The organism is Paenibacillus sp. GCM10023250 (assembly GCF_042653205.1).
Taxonomy (GTDB): Bacteria; Bacillota; Bacilli; order Paenibacillales; family Paenibacillaceae; genus Paenibacillus_Z.
In genome coordinates this window covers 25,790-39,170 of the sequence record NZ_JBHSHY010000046.1, presented here as the reverse complement: position 1 = coordinate 39,170, position 13,381 = coordinate 25,790, and the positions used below count along the sequence as shown (strand labels likewise).

The 13,381-nt window shown below is 63.6% G+C and carries 11 protein-coding genes and 1 riboswitch; of the genes, 8 read left to right on the top strand and 3 right to left on the bottom strand.

From position 1 onward, the window contains the following. Positions 1-143: 143 nt before the first annotated feature. The gene (locus ACFPB1_RS23660; RefSeq protein WP_379228609.1) at positions 144-1,037 is read right to left on the bottom strand and encodes a carbohydrate ABC transporter permease; all 894 of its coding nucleotides are present in this window, start codon (positions 1,035-1,037) and stop codon (positions 144-146) included. 15 nt (positions 1,038-1,052) lie between these two features. Then, entirely contained in the window at positions 1,053-2,021 is a 969-nt protein-coding gene (locus ACFPB1_RS23655) for an ABC transporter permease (protein WP_379228608.1), read from the bottom strand. A 186-nt stretch (positions 2,022-2,207) separates the two neighbouring features. On the opposite strand from ACFPB1_RS23655, the gene ACFPB1_RS23650 reads away from it, so the two are divergent. The 4 genes from ACFPB1_RS23650 to ACFPB1_RS23635 all read left to right on the top strand — a co-directional run bounded on the left by ACFPB1_RS23650 (position 2,208) and on the right by ACFPB1_RS23635 (position 8,410). Then, the gene (locus tag ACFPB1_RS23650) at positions 2,208-3,779 is read left to right on the top strand and encodes a response regulator transcription factor (RefSeq protein ID WP_379228607.1); all 1,572 of its coding nucleotides are present in this window, start codon (positions 2,208-2,210) and stop codon (positions 3,777-3,779) included. Further along, entirely contained in the window at positions 3,754-5,526 is a 1,773-nt protein-coding gene (locus ACFPB1_RS23645; RefSeq protein WP_379228606.1) for a sensor histidine kinase, read from the top strand. Before ACFPB1_RS23650 ends, ACFPB1_RS23645 begins: the two co-directional genes overlap by 26 nt. A 190-nt stretch (positions 5,527-5,716) precedes the next feature. Beyond that, positions 5,717-7,390: an ABC transporter substrate-binding protein gene (locus ACFPB1_RS23640; protein ID WP_379228605.1), complete on the top strand. Its 1,674-nt coding sequence runs from the start codon at positions 5,717-5,719 to the stop codon at positions 7,388-7,390. Between the two features lie 189 nt (positions 7,391-7,579). Then, the gene (locus tag ACFPB1_RS23635) at positions 7,580-8,410 is read left to right on the top strand and encodes a methyl-accepting chemotaxis protein (RefSeq protein WP_379228604.1); all 831 of its coding nucleotides are present in this window, start codon (positions 7,580-7,582) and stop codon (positions 8,408-8,410) included. Between the two features lie 139 nt (positions 8,411-8,549). Here the strand turns inward: ACFPB1_RS23635 and ACFPB1_RS23630 are convergent, their stop codons facing one another. After that, positions 8,550-9,662 carry an NADH:flavin oxidoreductase gene (locus ACFPB1_RS23630; RefSeq protein ID WP_379228603.1) on the bottom strand — a complete coding sequence of 371 codons (1,113 nt, stop codon included), beginning with the start codon at positions 9,660-9,662 and terminating at the stop codon, positions 8,550-8,552. Between the two features lie 391 nt (positions 9,663-10,053). Continuing rightward, positions 10,054-10,218: riboswitch (cyclic di-AMP (ydaO/yuaA leader) on the top strand. Between the two features lie 113 nt (positions 10,219-10,331). On the opposite strand from ACFPB1_RS23630, the gene ACFPB1_RS23625 reads away from it, so the two are divergent. The 4 genes from ACFPB1_RS23625 to kdpA all read left to right on the top strand — a co-directional run bounded on the left by ACFPB1_RS23625 (position 10,332) and on the right by kdpA (position 13,379). Continuing rightward, positions 10,332-10,778, top strand: coding sequence for a hypothetical protein (locus ACFPB1_RS23625; protein WP_379228602.1), 447 nt, complete (start codon positions 10,332-10,334; stop codon positions 10,776-10,778). Between the two features lie 128 nt (positions 10,779-10,906). Beyond that, the gene (locus ACFPB1_RS23620; RefSeq protein WP_379228601.1) at positions 10,907-11,341 is read left to right on the top strand and encodes a hypothetical protein; all 435 of its coding nucleotides are present in this window, start codon (positions 10,907-10,909) and stop codon (positions 11,339-11,341) included. Positions 11,342-11,579: 238 nt separating this feature from the next. Beyond that, positions 11,580-11,657: a potassium-transporting ATPase subunit F gene (locus ACFPB1_RS23615; RefSeq protein ID WP_090648601.1), complete on the top strand. Its 78-nt coding sequence runs from the start codon at positions 11,580-11,582 to the stop codon at positions 11,655-11,657. A 48-nt stretch (positions 11,658-11,705) separates the two neighbouring features. Further along, positions 11,706-13,379 carry a potassium-transporting ATPase subunit KdpA gene (gene kdpA / locus ACFPB1_RS23610; RefSeq protein ID WP_379228610.1) on the top strand — a complete coding sequence of 558 codons (1,674 nt, stop codon included), beginning with the start codon at positions 11,706-11,708 and terminating at the stop codon, positions 13,377-13,379. The last annotated feature ends 2 nt before the right edge of the window (positions 13,380-13,381 follow it).

The window sequence follows — 13,381 nt, the reverse complement described above, 5'->3', positions numbered from 1 at the left end:
GCGTGCCGCGGCGGGCGCCCCGCCACGAGGCACCGCGGCCCGGCGCCTCGTGGCGCGAGCCGCCAGCGGCCCAGCGCGCCCGCCGCATGCCACGAGGCGCCGTGGCACGCCCTTGCTGGCGCCCCGGCGCGCCCGCAGCCGCCTCAGCTCTTGATCGCGCCCATCATGATCCCCTTCACGAAGAACCGCTGAATGAACGGATAGACGAGCATGATCGGCACCGTTGACACCATCGTGACGGCCATGCGGATGCTTTCGCCGGACACCGGGATGCGCTTCGACGATTTCGCCAGCGCCTCCGCCTCGGATACCATGGCGCCCGTCTGGTACTGGTTCAGGATTTTCACGAGCACGGCCTGCAACGTCTTCAGCTCCGGCTTGTACGTGTAGATGTACGAGTCGTACCACGAGTTCCAGTGGCCGATGCCGATGAACAGCGCGATGGTCGCGAGCACCGGCACGCAGAGCGGCAGGACGACGCTCGCGAAGATCTGCAGGTCGTTCGCCCCGTCGATTTTGGCCGATTCCTCGAGCTCGGGCGGCAGCTGCTCGATGTACGTCCGCACGAGGATCATGAGGAAGACGCCGATCAGCCCCGGGAAGACGAACACCCAGAACGAATCGATCAGCTGCAGCGACTTGATGATCATGTACGTCGGGATGAGGCCGCCGCCGAAGTACATCGTGAAGATGAAGAACAGCGTGAAGAACCGCCACGCGATCAGCTCGCGCTTGCTGAGGGCGTACGCCATCAGGGCGATGGCGAGCACGGACAGCGGCGTGCCGACGACGGTCCGCAGGACGGTGACCTTGACCGAGCCGATCAGCTCCGAGTTGCGCAGGATCGAGCGGTAGCTCTCGAGCGTGAACTCCCGCGGCCAGAGGTAGAGTCCGCCGCGCACGGCATCCGTGGCGTCGTTCAGCGAGACGACCAGGATGTTCCAGAACGGATAGAAGGTGACGGCGAAGACGAGGAACAGGAACGCGTACATCAGGACGTCGAACGATTTATCCGCCAGCGTGCTTTTTCCGGGCATGATGCGGCTCCCTCCTTAGAATAGCGATTGGTTGTTGATTTTCTTCGAGGCGAAATTGACGATGACGATGATGATGAACGCCACGACGGAATTGAACAGCCCGACGGCGCTCGCGTAGGAGAACATCGAATTTTGCAGGCCGTAGCGGAACGAGTAGGTCGACAGCACGTCCGAATAGTCCTGGTTCAGCCCGTTGCCGAGCAGGAAGTGCTGGTCGAAGCCCGCGTTCAGCACGCCTCCGAGCGAGAAGATGAGCAGGATGACGATCGTCGGCTTCAGATGCGGCAGCGTGACGTACACGATCTGCTTGAACCGCCCGGCTCCGTCGACCTTGGCGGCCTCGTACAGGTCGAGGTTGATCGAGGAGATCGCGGCCAAATAAATGATCGAATTGTAGCCCATTTCCTTCCACGTGTTGCCGATCGCGACGATCCACCAGAAATACTTGCCCTCCTGCAGGAACAGGATGCTGTCGCGGGTCAGGTGCAGCCATTTGAGCACGTCGTTCACGATGCCCCCGGACGACAGCACGGTGACGATGATGTTCGCCGCGATGACCCAGGAGATGAAGTGCGGCAGGTACGAGACGGTCTGGACCGTTTTCTTGAACACGGCGCCCTTGATCTCGTTCACCGCGATCGCGATCAGGATCGGCACGGGGAAGGATACGATTAGCGTGAGCAGCGTAGAAGCCAGCGTGTTGCGCATGATGATCAGGAAGTCGCCGTTGCTGAAGAAATAATCGAACCACTGGAAGCCGACGAACTCGCCGTGGAACAGGTTGGTCCAGAAGCTGCCGAGCATCGGCTGGTAATTGATGAAGGCCATGTACAGCCCGCCCATCGGCAAATAGGCGAACAGCACCGCCCAGATGAACGCGGGAAGCAGCATCAGCAGCAGGTAGCGCTGCTCCAGCAGCCGCTGCCGGAAGGGCTTTTTGGCCCGTTTTTCGTTGGCGCGAATCGTTGTAGCCGCCGTTTCCATGGAGCGCACCTCTTTCGGTCATGTTGGCCAAATTATACGGGTCCGCGATTTCGGCCCGCAATGCAACAATGTGAAGAATCGTGCGGGAAAACGCCTTACATGCCGCAATCGGTCTTTGTGACCTACTTCGCGAATCGGGCCAAGTAGTATAATGAGAGCGCATTTCGAGGAAACGGGGGTTCGCGCATGCTGACCGTATTTCTAGTGGAAGACGAAGCCATCGAGCTGAATCTGATGATGAACCATATCGACTGGGCGTCCATGGGCATCCGGGTCCTGGGCGGAGCGCGGAACGGCCGCAAGGCGTGGGAGCAAATCCAGGCGCTGCGGCCGGACGTCGTGCTGACCGACGTGCGCATGCCGTTCATGGACGGCCTGCAGCTGGCCGCGCTGATCCAGGCGCATTGCGAATGGACGAAGGTCGTGTTTCTGAGCGGGCACGACGAGTTCGCGTACGTGAAGTCCGCGCTGGAGTCGGGCGCGGTCGGCTACCTGCTGAAGCCGATCGACCGGGTGGAGCTCGCCGCGGTCATGGCCAAGGCGAAGGCCGAGGCCGAGAAGGCGAAGCTGCTCCGGCGCTCGCGGGACGTCCTGGCCGAGAGCCATATGGCGCGGCTGTTCGCGGACGCGGACGAACCCGCGCGGGAGCATGCCTGGTTCGAGCTGACCGCGCTGGATCCGGGCTTTGCCGAGCGGAAGTTTGTAACCGCTTTAATCAGCGTGGACGGCTATGAGGCGCTGCTGGCGGCCGATCCGGAGCGGGCCCGGGAGGTGCCCCGGACGGGAAGCCTGCTCCGCGAGCTGCTGGACGCGCGCCGGCCGGACGGGACCGCGCTTCGTTTGGGCGGGCACGAGTGGCTCGTCGCGCTGCCTGCCGAAGACGGCGCGGACGCGGAAGCCGGCGGCTTCTGGGCGGAGGCGGCGGAGGCGGTCCGGGCGGCGTTCGGCTGGACGGCGACCGTCGGGGTCAGCGCCGGGCCGGCGTCGCTGCGCGAGGGCGGCACGCTGCTGGCGCAGGCCCGGGCAGCGGCCGAGGAGCGCTTCTTCGACGGGCCCGGCCGCGTGACGCTGTTCGCGAGCCTGCCCGCGCGGCTCGAGCTCGGCCGCGGCGACGGCGGCGGCGACGGCGATATCCTGCCCGGCAAGCTCGACTTGGCGGACCGGGAGGCAGCGGCCGAGGCGATCGGCCGCTTCTTCGACCTGATGGTCCGCCTCCGCGCGAACAAGGCGCGCGTGCTGGCGGGCGCGCATGCGCTGCTCGGTGCGATCGCCGCCGATCGGGCGAAGTACGGCGGGCCAGTCGCCGCCGAGGCTGGCGAGCCCGACGACTGGGCGCGGTCAGCGGAGCGCGCGGAGACGCTCGCGGAACTGCGGGAGCGGCTGCTGGCGCTCGCCGCCGCCATCGGCGAAGCGCTCGCGGGCCGGCAGCCGGACCGGCATCTGCAGCTCGTGCAGCAGGTGGCCGGGATCATCGAGGAGGAGTTCGGCGCGTCGCTCACGATCGACGATCTGGCGGGCCGGGTGTTCCTATCCCCGAACTATCTGCGCGTGCTGTTCAAGGAGAAGATGGGCTGCACCGTGCACGAATATTTGACGCGGGTCCGGCTGAACCAGTCGTTGGAGCTGCTGCGGGACAAATCGCTCAAGATCCACGACGTCGCCCGGCGGGTCGGGTACGACAACACGTCCTACTTCTGTTCGTTTTTCTACAAAACGCAGGGAGTCACGCCCAATGAGTATCGCAAAAAGTTTCTATAGCCTGCTGCGGTCGTGCGGCGCGAGGCTGGTGGTCAACCGGCGGTACCGGAGCAAGCTGTTTCTCGTGTTCCTCCTCGTCACGATCGTGCCGGTCTCCTTCCTGGTCGCGTACGCGTACCACGCGATCAAGGACCAGCTCGTCCGCCAGGCCGTCGACAACGTCGGCGGCACGCTGGCGCAGCTCGACAACAACATCGAGAACAAGCTCGACCTGTACGCGCAGATCTCTACGCTGATCTACCTGGATACGGAGCTGCGCAATTATTTGGTCAACCAGTACAAGCCGAACGACGTGTACGTGCTCGACGCGTTCGACTATATCAACAAGTCGCTGTACAAAATCATGGCGATGAACCCGAACCTGAAGTCGATCACGATCTATTCGGACAACGAATCGTTGAATTCGGACGGCTTCTTCATCAAGCATATGGAGGATCTGCCGCAGCTGCTCCGCGACCGTTCGTTCCAGGCGGAGGGCCGGCTGACGAGCTTCTACCAGAACGACTCCGCGGACGGCAAAGTCATCCTGCTCGCGCGTTCGCTGAACTATCTCAGCCTGAACTACCCATACGGCATCCTGACGATGGAGATCTCCGACTGGGAGCTCTATTCCCTGATCGAAAAGGAGAACAACAACAAGACGATCTACGTGGCGGACGAGAACGGCGACATCATCACATCGAGCGTCCGGCAGCCGGCCCGCCGGAATATCGCGGAGCTCCTGCCCGGCGGCGCGGATGCGGACGCGCTGAACGCGGGGGAGCCGGTCTACGCGGCGATCGGCGGCGTGCCGTCCATCCTCGTGCAGCGGCGGCTGTCGAACGACTGGCGGACGCTCGTCGTCCTCCCCTACGACGAGCTGATCGACCAGGCGACGGAGGCCTCGCGGAAGATGCTCCTCATCTCGCTCGCCTGCCTCGCCGTCGCCGTCGTGCTGATCTACGGCACGAGCCAGCTCATGACGAAGCGGTTCGAGTCGCTGCTGCAGCAGATCCGCAAGGTGGAGCGCGGGCATTTCAACGTCGATCTGCGGAAGATGGGCACGGACGAGGTCGGGCAGCTGTCGTTCGCGCTGAAGAAGATGGCGGTCACGGTCCAGGAGCTGATCAACGACGTGTACAAGAAGGAGATCGCCCAGAAGGAGGCGGAGATGGACAGCCTGCAGGCTCAAATCTCGCCGCATTTCCTGTACAACACCCTCGCGTCGATCTCGGCGCTCGCCGTCGCGGGCGACACGGAGCGGAGCCACCGGATGGCGGACGACCTGGCGCGCTTCTACCGCATCTCGCTCAGCAAGGGGAAGAAGAGCATCCCGATCGAGCAGGAGCTCCGGCTGACCGAGCATTACCTCGCGATTCAGAAGGTGCGCTTCGAGGGGCTCTTCGACGTCCGGTTCGTCCTCGACGAGTCGCTGCTGCACTATACGACGCCGAAGCTGATCCTGCAGCCGTTCCTCGAGAACTGCATCAACCACGCCATGTGGGACGAGGAGAAGGGCATCGGCATCGTCATCCGGCTGGCGGCGGACGAGGGGGATCTCGTGCTGGCGGTCATCGACGACGGCATGGGCATCCCGCGGGACGTGATGGAGCGGATGCGCGTCAAGCCGGACCAGTCGGCGGGCTACGGGATCTACAATGTGCACAAGCGGATCCAGCTCGCCTTCGGGGAGCGCTACGGCGTGCGCGTCTACAGCCGGCTCGGCATCGGGACGTCGGTCCACATCCGCATGCCGATGACGCGGTGAAGCGGGGATGTAAGTCGTTTTCCGGCACGTTTGAATGCAAAGTGGTATGGAAACGCGGCGAAGCGCACGCCTAAAATAAATTTAGGCGTCAGCGGTTCGGTCCGCAGCGGAACCGGCCGGTCCGGGCGGAATGATGAAATCGCTGCCAAACGCAACATTCGCCAATACGGCATAGGGGGACAAGAGAGGCATGTGGAAAAAAGGACAGTTTCGGTTCACGGTCGCCGCGGTGCTGATGGCATCGCTGCTCGCCGGCTGCGGCGGCAACGACAAGCCGGCCGCGAACGAAGGCGCGAACGGCGGGAACGCGCCCGCGGCCGGCAACGCGGAAGGCGGGAACGCGGCGGGGAACGGGAACGCGCCGGCCGATACGAAGCCGATGACGTTCACCTTCTTCGACGCGAACGTCGGCGACTCGTTCGACAACCCGGTGGCCAAGGAGATCACGAAGAAGACGAACGTCATGCTCGAGATCCAGCAGCCGACGGGCAATCCGTCCGAGAAGCTGAACCTGATGCTCGCGAGCAACGATTTGCCGGACATCATCGACATCGGCCGCGGCGACATCCTCGAGAAATACATCGCGGCGGGCGCGCTCGTCCCGCTGAACGACCTGATCGACCAGTACGGGCCGCACATCAAGGAGATGTACGGCGACATGCTGAAGAAGACGCGCAGCGCGGACGGCAAGAACTACTACCTCGCCAACTGGTATGGCCTCGAGCAGTATCCGGTGTTCGGCTTCATGATGCGGATGGACGTCATGAAGGAGCTCGGCGTCGGCGACAAGACGAACAACGGCGAGCCGTTCACGTCCGATGAGTTCGTCGATCTGCTGAAGAAGTACAAGGAGAAGTACCCGACGACGAACGGCAAGCCGACGGTACCGATCACCTTCAACGGCGAGAACATGGGCGCGATCACGGGCTCGTTCAAGGGCATGTTCGGCATCATGCCGTACTACCAGGACGGCGTCGAGCTGAAGACGGACGTCAAGGACCCGCGCTACCTCGAGATGATCAAATTCATGAATTCGCTCTACACGCAAGGCTTGATCGATCCGGAATGGGCGACCAACAAGACGCAGCAGTACGAGCAGAAGCTGGCGAGCGGCAGCTATTTCGCGACGGCCGACGCCTTCTGGAACCTCGGCAAGCCGAACACGATCCTGAAGGAAGCGGCCAAGGACCAGACGAAGAAGGACGAAGCGCAGTTCTATCCGTACAAGGTGCTGGCCCCGGGCGTCGAGCCGTCGAAGGCGACATACGGGCCGAAGAGCTCCCTCGGCTGGGACGGCATCGGCATCTCGAAGAGCAACGAAGATCCGGTGCGCGCGATCCAATTCCTCGATTTCCTGGCAAGCGAGGAAGGACAGTACCTGATGATGTGGGGCATCGAGGGCAAGGACTGGGACATGAAGGACGGCAAGCACGTGCCGCGGCCGGAGACGCTGGAAGGGTTCGCGAAGGACTGGGACGGCTACTCCAAGGAGACGGGCATCCGCAAATGGACGTGGACGATCAAGAACGGCCCGGGCTCCGACGGCACGCCGTACGACCTGATCGGCCGCTATCAGACCGATCCCGTATCCGCGCTCGCGATCAAGAACCTGGCGGACACGTCGTTCGACACGGCGCCGTTCGATAATCTCGGCCCGAGCGGCGGCACGCCGGAGGCGATCATCCAGCAGAAGGTGAACGAGACGACGTCGAAGTACTTCCCGCGCATGGTCATGGCCGCGTCGGAGCAGGAAGCCGTCGCCACGTACGACAAGATGCTGAAGGAGCTCGACTCCGCCGGTGTCGAGAAGCTTGAGAAGATCTACACCGACAATTACAACAAACGGATGGAGCTGTGGAAGTAAGCGATTCGCATGCGGCGATTTCGCGCTAGACGGCCCGATTCGGGGGGAGGAGCGCCTGCGGGCGCTCCTTTTTTTGGCGCCCGGCGCCCCGATTTGCGGCGAGCCCTACATCATTGGCCGTTCTGTTGCCGATATAAGGAGGGAATACCATTCTGCCGAGCGCGACATACAAGGGAGCTGGACAAGAGCATGACCCAGGACAAAGAAACTTATCTGCAAGCGATCGCCGCGATGATGGACACGATGCTGAGCCTGTTTCCGGAAGAAGCGGCGCTGATTCTGATCGACGAGGCGGGGGTGCGGGCCAGTTGCTCCTCCGGCATCGACATGGAGGTTCCGGTCGGCACGCCCCGTTCGGCGCTGGCGGGCACGATCTCGGAGCAAGCCTTCGAGCAGGGCCGCACGTTCCGCGAGGAGCGCGGGCCGGAGCGGTTCGGCGTGCCCTACGTCGGCACGGCGGTGCCGCTGCGGCTCTCGGGCGAAGTCGTCGGCGTGCTGACGTCCGCCGTGCTGAACGCCAGGCTGGACACGATCCGCGGCGCCTCGGAAAGCTTGGCGGCGTCCGTGCAGGAGATGACGGCGACGTCGAACGGCATCGCCTCGGCGTTCGGGGCCATCAGCGGCGAGATGGGCGCGCTGGCGGACAAGTCGGAGGCGCTGAACCGCGACATCGACGGCATCCAATCCATCATCGGCGTCGTGCAGGAGCTGGCGGACACGTCCAACCTGCTCGGACTGAACGCCTCGATCGAGGCCGCGCACGCCGGCGAATACGGCAGAGGCTTCTCGGTCGTGGCCGGGGAGATCCGGCGGATGGCGGCCCAGAGCCGCGACGCCTCCCAGAACATCCGCGAGCAGCTCGGCGCGATGCAGGAACGGCTGAGGGCGATCAGCGCGGACATCGACCGGATCAAGCGCGACATGGGGCATCACGCGGAGAGCGTGAAGGAGCTTGACGCGGCGTTCGAGCACATCGCGTCCACGGCGGGCGAGATGCTGGAGAAGTTCGCGCGGCAGTAAGCTAGGCCGGAGGCGCCGCCGCTCGCGAGGCGCGCGGCCGCTTGCCGGGCCGAGCGCGGACCAACGCGCAATAAGGCTGTTCCCGCCCGGGCGGGAACAGCCTTATTTGCGCTGCGCATTGCGCAGCGCGCGATTCGGATTAGTACAAGCGCTGCGTCGCTTCCAGCTCGAACGCGCGCAGCTCGTCGCCGCGTCCTTCGCGGATCTTGACGGCCCACTCTGGGTCGTTCAGGAGCGCGCGCCCGGCGGCGACGAGATCGAATTCGCCGCGCGCGAGCCGCTCGAGCAGCTCTTCGATGCCGGCCGTGCCGGCGCCTTTGCGCTCCTTGAAGAAGCGGGTGAACTCCAGGTCGAGCCCGATGGAGCCGACGGTGACGGTCGGCTTGCCCGTCAGCTTCTTCGTCCAGCCGGCGAGGTTCAGGCCGCTTCCGTCGTCGAACGCCGGCTCCCAGAACCGGCGGGTCGAGCAGTGGAACAGATCGGCGCCGGCGTCGACGAGCGGCGCCAGGAAGCGGGCCAGCTCATCCGGCGTCGTCGTGAGCTGCGCGTCGTACGCGTCGGCCTTCCACTGGGAGAACCGCAGCATAATCGGGAAGTCGGGGCCGACGGCGCGCCGGCATGCGGCGATGATCTCGGCGGCGAAGCGGGTCCGCTTCACCAGGTCGCCGCCGTACGCGTCCGTCCGGACGTTCGTGACGGCCCAGAAGAATTGGTCGATCAGGTAGCCGTGGGCGCCGTGCAGCTCGATGCCGTCGAAGCCGAGCCGCTTCGCGTCGGCGGCCGCCTGCGCGTACGCCGCGATCAGATCGGCGATCTCGCGCTCGGTCAGCGGCTCGCCGACCCGTTCGCCGGCGAGGTTCAGCCCGGATGGGCCGACGGACGGCGCCTCGGGGTGCGTGCCCGTGCCCTCTTTGCGAGCCATGCCGACATGCCAGAGCTGCGGCATGATTTTGCCGCCGGCCTCGTGGACCGCGCGGACGACGCCGTCCCAGCCGTTCAAGGCATCTTCGCCGTAGAAATGCGGCCATTTCGTGCTGGCGCCCGCAGCGGGATGGTTGATCAGCGTGCCTTCCGTGACGATCAGGCCGACGCCGTTCTCCGCGCGCCGCCGGTAATAGGCGGCCACGTCGCCGCCCGGGACGCCGCCCGGCGAGAAGCCGCGGGTCATCGGGGCCATGACGATCCGGTTGTCGAGCGACAGCTTCGGAGACCGGAAAGATTCGAACAGCGCTTGCGCCGTATTGGTGGTCATCGTGATTTCCTCCTCGTGATTCATCGGATTATGCATGACAAGGGACGGACGGTCGAGTGCGGGACAGGGACTCCGTCTTCTTGGAATTGGAAACGAAATCCATGTCCTCACTTTACTCCATGAAGGCCTGAATTTCAATTCGCATAGCCGGTATTGCGCATCCCGCCGGCACGTTGCGTCCGGCATCTTGCCGCCGCCGTCCGCCGCCGCCTGCCGCCGTCTGCTGCCTGCGTGGAAAACGGAAGCTTTCCGGAGCAATTGGCGGGTTCGTCCGCAATCGAACGATTTGAGCGCGTTTTCATCGCGCGAATTCGCCGCAGCGCGCGCCATGGCGCGCGCTGCGGCTTTTTACAATTTTCCCTGCCGGGACTACGATTAGAAGCATCCACAACTTATCCGAACGCTGAATCCCTTCATGGGAGCGGGGGAACCACCGAAGCCGCCTGTCGCCAGGACCGGCTTCACGGGGTGAATCGCATGCAGGCGCCGCCTGCGCGTAGGGCTTACTCTGGCCCGAATCCGGCAGCTAACCTCGCAAGCGGACAAGAGAGACGACCAGGCCGAACGCGCGCGAAGCGTTGCTTTTCTTTGCGCTGCCTTGGAAGCCGGGAGCAGAGACATCTCTTCTCCCGGCTTCTTTTTTTATCCCAATTTATAGGAGTGACGAACATGCAAGCGGTGCAGACGGATGCCACGCACAGGCGGGAACGAATGGACAAGGTGACGATCGAACGAATCGAATGCTTCCGGTTCGACCGGGAGTCGGCGCAGGTGCTGCTGCCGGATTCCACGATCAAGGATTGTTGCGGGATCCTCATGCTCGGCTCGACGACGGGCGAGCTTGGGATCGGCGTCTTTCGCGAGTGCGCGCTCAAGGGGGATTTTATCCGCTGGGCGTGCGCGTTCCAAGGGTTCAAGCACCACACGGTCGGCGAAGGGCTGCTGGAGGCGAGCCTGAAGCACGACGTCTGGGGCGACGTCCGGTCGCTCGCGGCGGAGACCGCGCTGCGCGAGCTGGCCGCGGGCCGCGCGAACGCGCCGGACGAGCCGCTGTTCGTCCGCTTGCACGACCACGCGTACTGCTTCGAGCATGCGCAGGCGTATGTCATTTTTTAGGAGACATTCAGGGCGACTGCCGTCATTTTTATACTTTTTTTACGCGCGGCGCCGCACTCTTTACCCCGAATTTATGGGAAACGGCGTTAAGATGACGGTGTGCGAATGAAGGGAGCAGGGATGAAGACGTGAAGGACAGGGAAGCAACCGCGCAGCAGACGGCCGCGCACCAGACGGCGCAGGCGATCGTCGTGTCGGCCATGACCAAGGCCGGCGAGCAGTTCATCAAGCAGCTGCTCATGAAGGGACTGCCATTTACGGCCGTCACGAACAGCGTCGCCGAACGGCAGCAGCTCGCCAAGCTCGGCGTAGAGTCGATTCTGCTGGTGAACACGATCGATCCGGACACGTGGGAGCGGCCGGAACGACCCGTCGGGAAGGCGTTCCTGTTCGAGAGCAGCCTGTCGCTGTGCTGCAGGTATTTGCGCATGATCCGCAAGTGGACGGACCAGCCGGTGTACGTCGTCACGGGACGCACGCACGGGCGGCTGATCTACAAGGGGCTCGGCGCCGACCATATCGTGCACGTCCAGGCGGGAGCCCTCGGTTCTCTGTTGGAGTAGCATAAAAAGTTTTAATTGAAAGAAAGTATCTGTAAACGGAGGAAAAGCAGCGGAGGAGGGTATGCGGATGGTTAACGATATTACGATGGTGCTCTTGGCTGCGGTCGTTTTCGGGCTCTTTTGGGGATTCCGGGCCTTTTGCGGACGCGCCTGATCCGGCGGCGCCCGGGCGCATCAGCGGTTCGGCGGAAGCGGCCGGCGCGGGGCGCGGCCCACATTACGCGAAGGAGGTTCAGCCATGGTCGTCATGGGGATTATCGCCATTGCCCTGATCGTCTATCTCGGTTTCGTCTTGGTGAAGCCGGAGAAGTTTTAAACCTTGGATCGCTGCTTCATTAATTGAGGAGGAAATATCGCTATGGCTATGGGATTCGTTCAAGTCGCCGTCACGCTGGTCATCATCATGCTCTTGGTGAAGCCGGCCGGCGCTTATCTTGTCAAAGTCTTCTCGCAGGAGAGAACGGGGCTGGACCGGGTGTTCGGGCCCGTCGAGCGGCTGCTTTACCGGATCATGGGCGTCCGGGAAGGCGAATCGATGGGCTGGCGCGCGTACGTGGGCGCCGTGCTCCTGTCCAACTTCGTCATGCTGCTGCTGATCTATCTGATCCTGCGGCTGCAGAGCTACCTGCCGCTGAATCCCGACGGCATCGGCAACATGCCCGCCGGGCAAGCGTTTAATACGGCCGCGTCGTTCATCACGAACACGAACTGGCAGTCCTACAGCGGGGAGAACGGATTGTCCTACCTGTCGCAGCTGATTGCGATCACGTTCCCGATGTTCACGTCGGCGGCGACCGGCTTCGCGATCGCGGTCGCGTTCATCCGCGGCCTGATCGGCCGGCAGGATAATCTCGGCAACTTCTACGTCGACATGACCCGCACGATCACGCGGGTGTTCCTGCCGCTCAGCTTCATCGTCGCGCTGTTCCTGGTGTTCCAGGGCGTGCCGCAGACACTGCTCGGCGCGGTGCACGCCACCACGCTCGAGGGCGGCGAACAGACGATCACGCGGGGACTTATCGCTTCGCTGGAATCGATCAAGCACTTGGGCACGAACGGCGGCGGCTGGATGGGCACGAACGCGGCGCATCCGTTCGAGAATCCGACGGCGCTCGCGAACCTCGTTCACATCCTGTGCATGATGCTGCTGCCGACGGCGCTCGTCTACGCGTTCGGCCTGATGATCCGCAACAAGAAGCAGGGCTGGGCGGTATTCGGCGCGATGAGCTTTATTTTTCTCGTCATGCTGGTCACCGTATTCGTCTCGGAATATAAAGGCGTCGGCGCGCTGGACGCGATGGGCGTTCATGGCAACATGGAAGGCAAGGAAGTGCGCTTCGGCATCTCCGAATCGGCGCTCTTCACGACCGTCACGACGGCGGCCACGACGGGCAGCGTCAACAACATGCACGAATCCTTGACCCCGCTCGGCGGCTTCACGGCGCTGGCGGAAATGATGCTGAACAACGTGTTCGGCGGCAAAGGCGTCGGCCTGCTTAATGGGTTATTGTACTTGATCCTGTCGGTCTTCATATGCGGTCTGATGGTCGGCCGGACGCCGGAGTTCCTCGGCAAGAAGGTCGAGGGCAAGGAAGTGAAGCTGGCGTGCATCGCGCTGCTGATCCATCCGGTCGTCATCCTCGTGCCGACGGCGATCGCGTTCCTCAGTCCGAACGCGCAATCGTCGATCGCGAACGGCGGCATGCACGGCCTGACGGAAGTGCTCTACGCCTTCGCGTCGGGCGCGGCCAACAACGGCTCCGCATTTGGCGGTTTGACCTCCAATACGGACTTCTACAACATCGGCATCGGCGTGGTCATGCTGCTCGGCCGGTACGTCTCGATCATCGCGATGCTCGCGATCGCCGGCTCGCTGGCCGTCAAGCGCGTCATTCCGGTCACGACCGGCACGCTGCGCACCAACACGGCGCTGTTCTCGGGCATTCTCGTCGTGATCATTCTCGTCATCGGCGCGCTCACGTTCTTCCCGTCGGTCGCTCTCGGACCGATCGCCGAGCATCTGGCCATGCCGAAGTAACG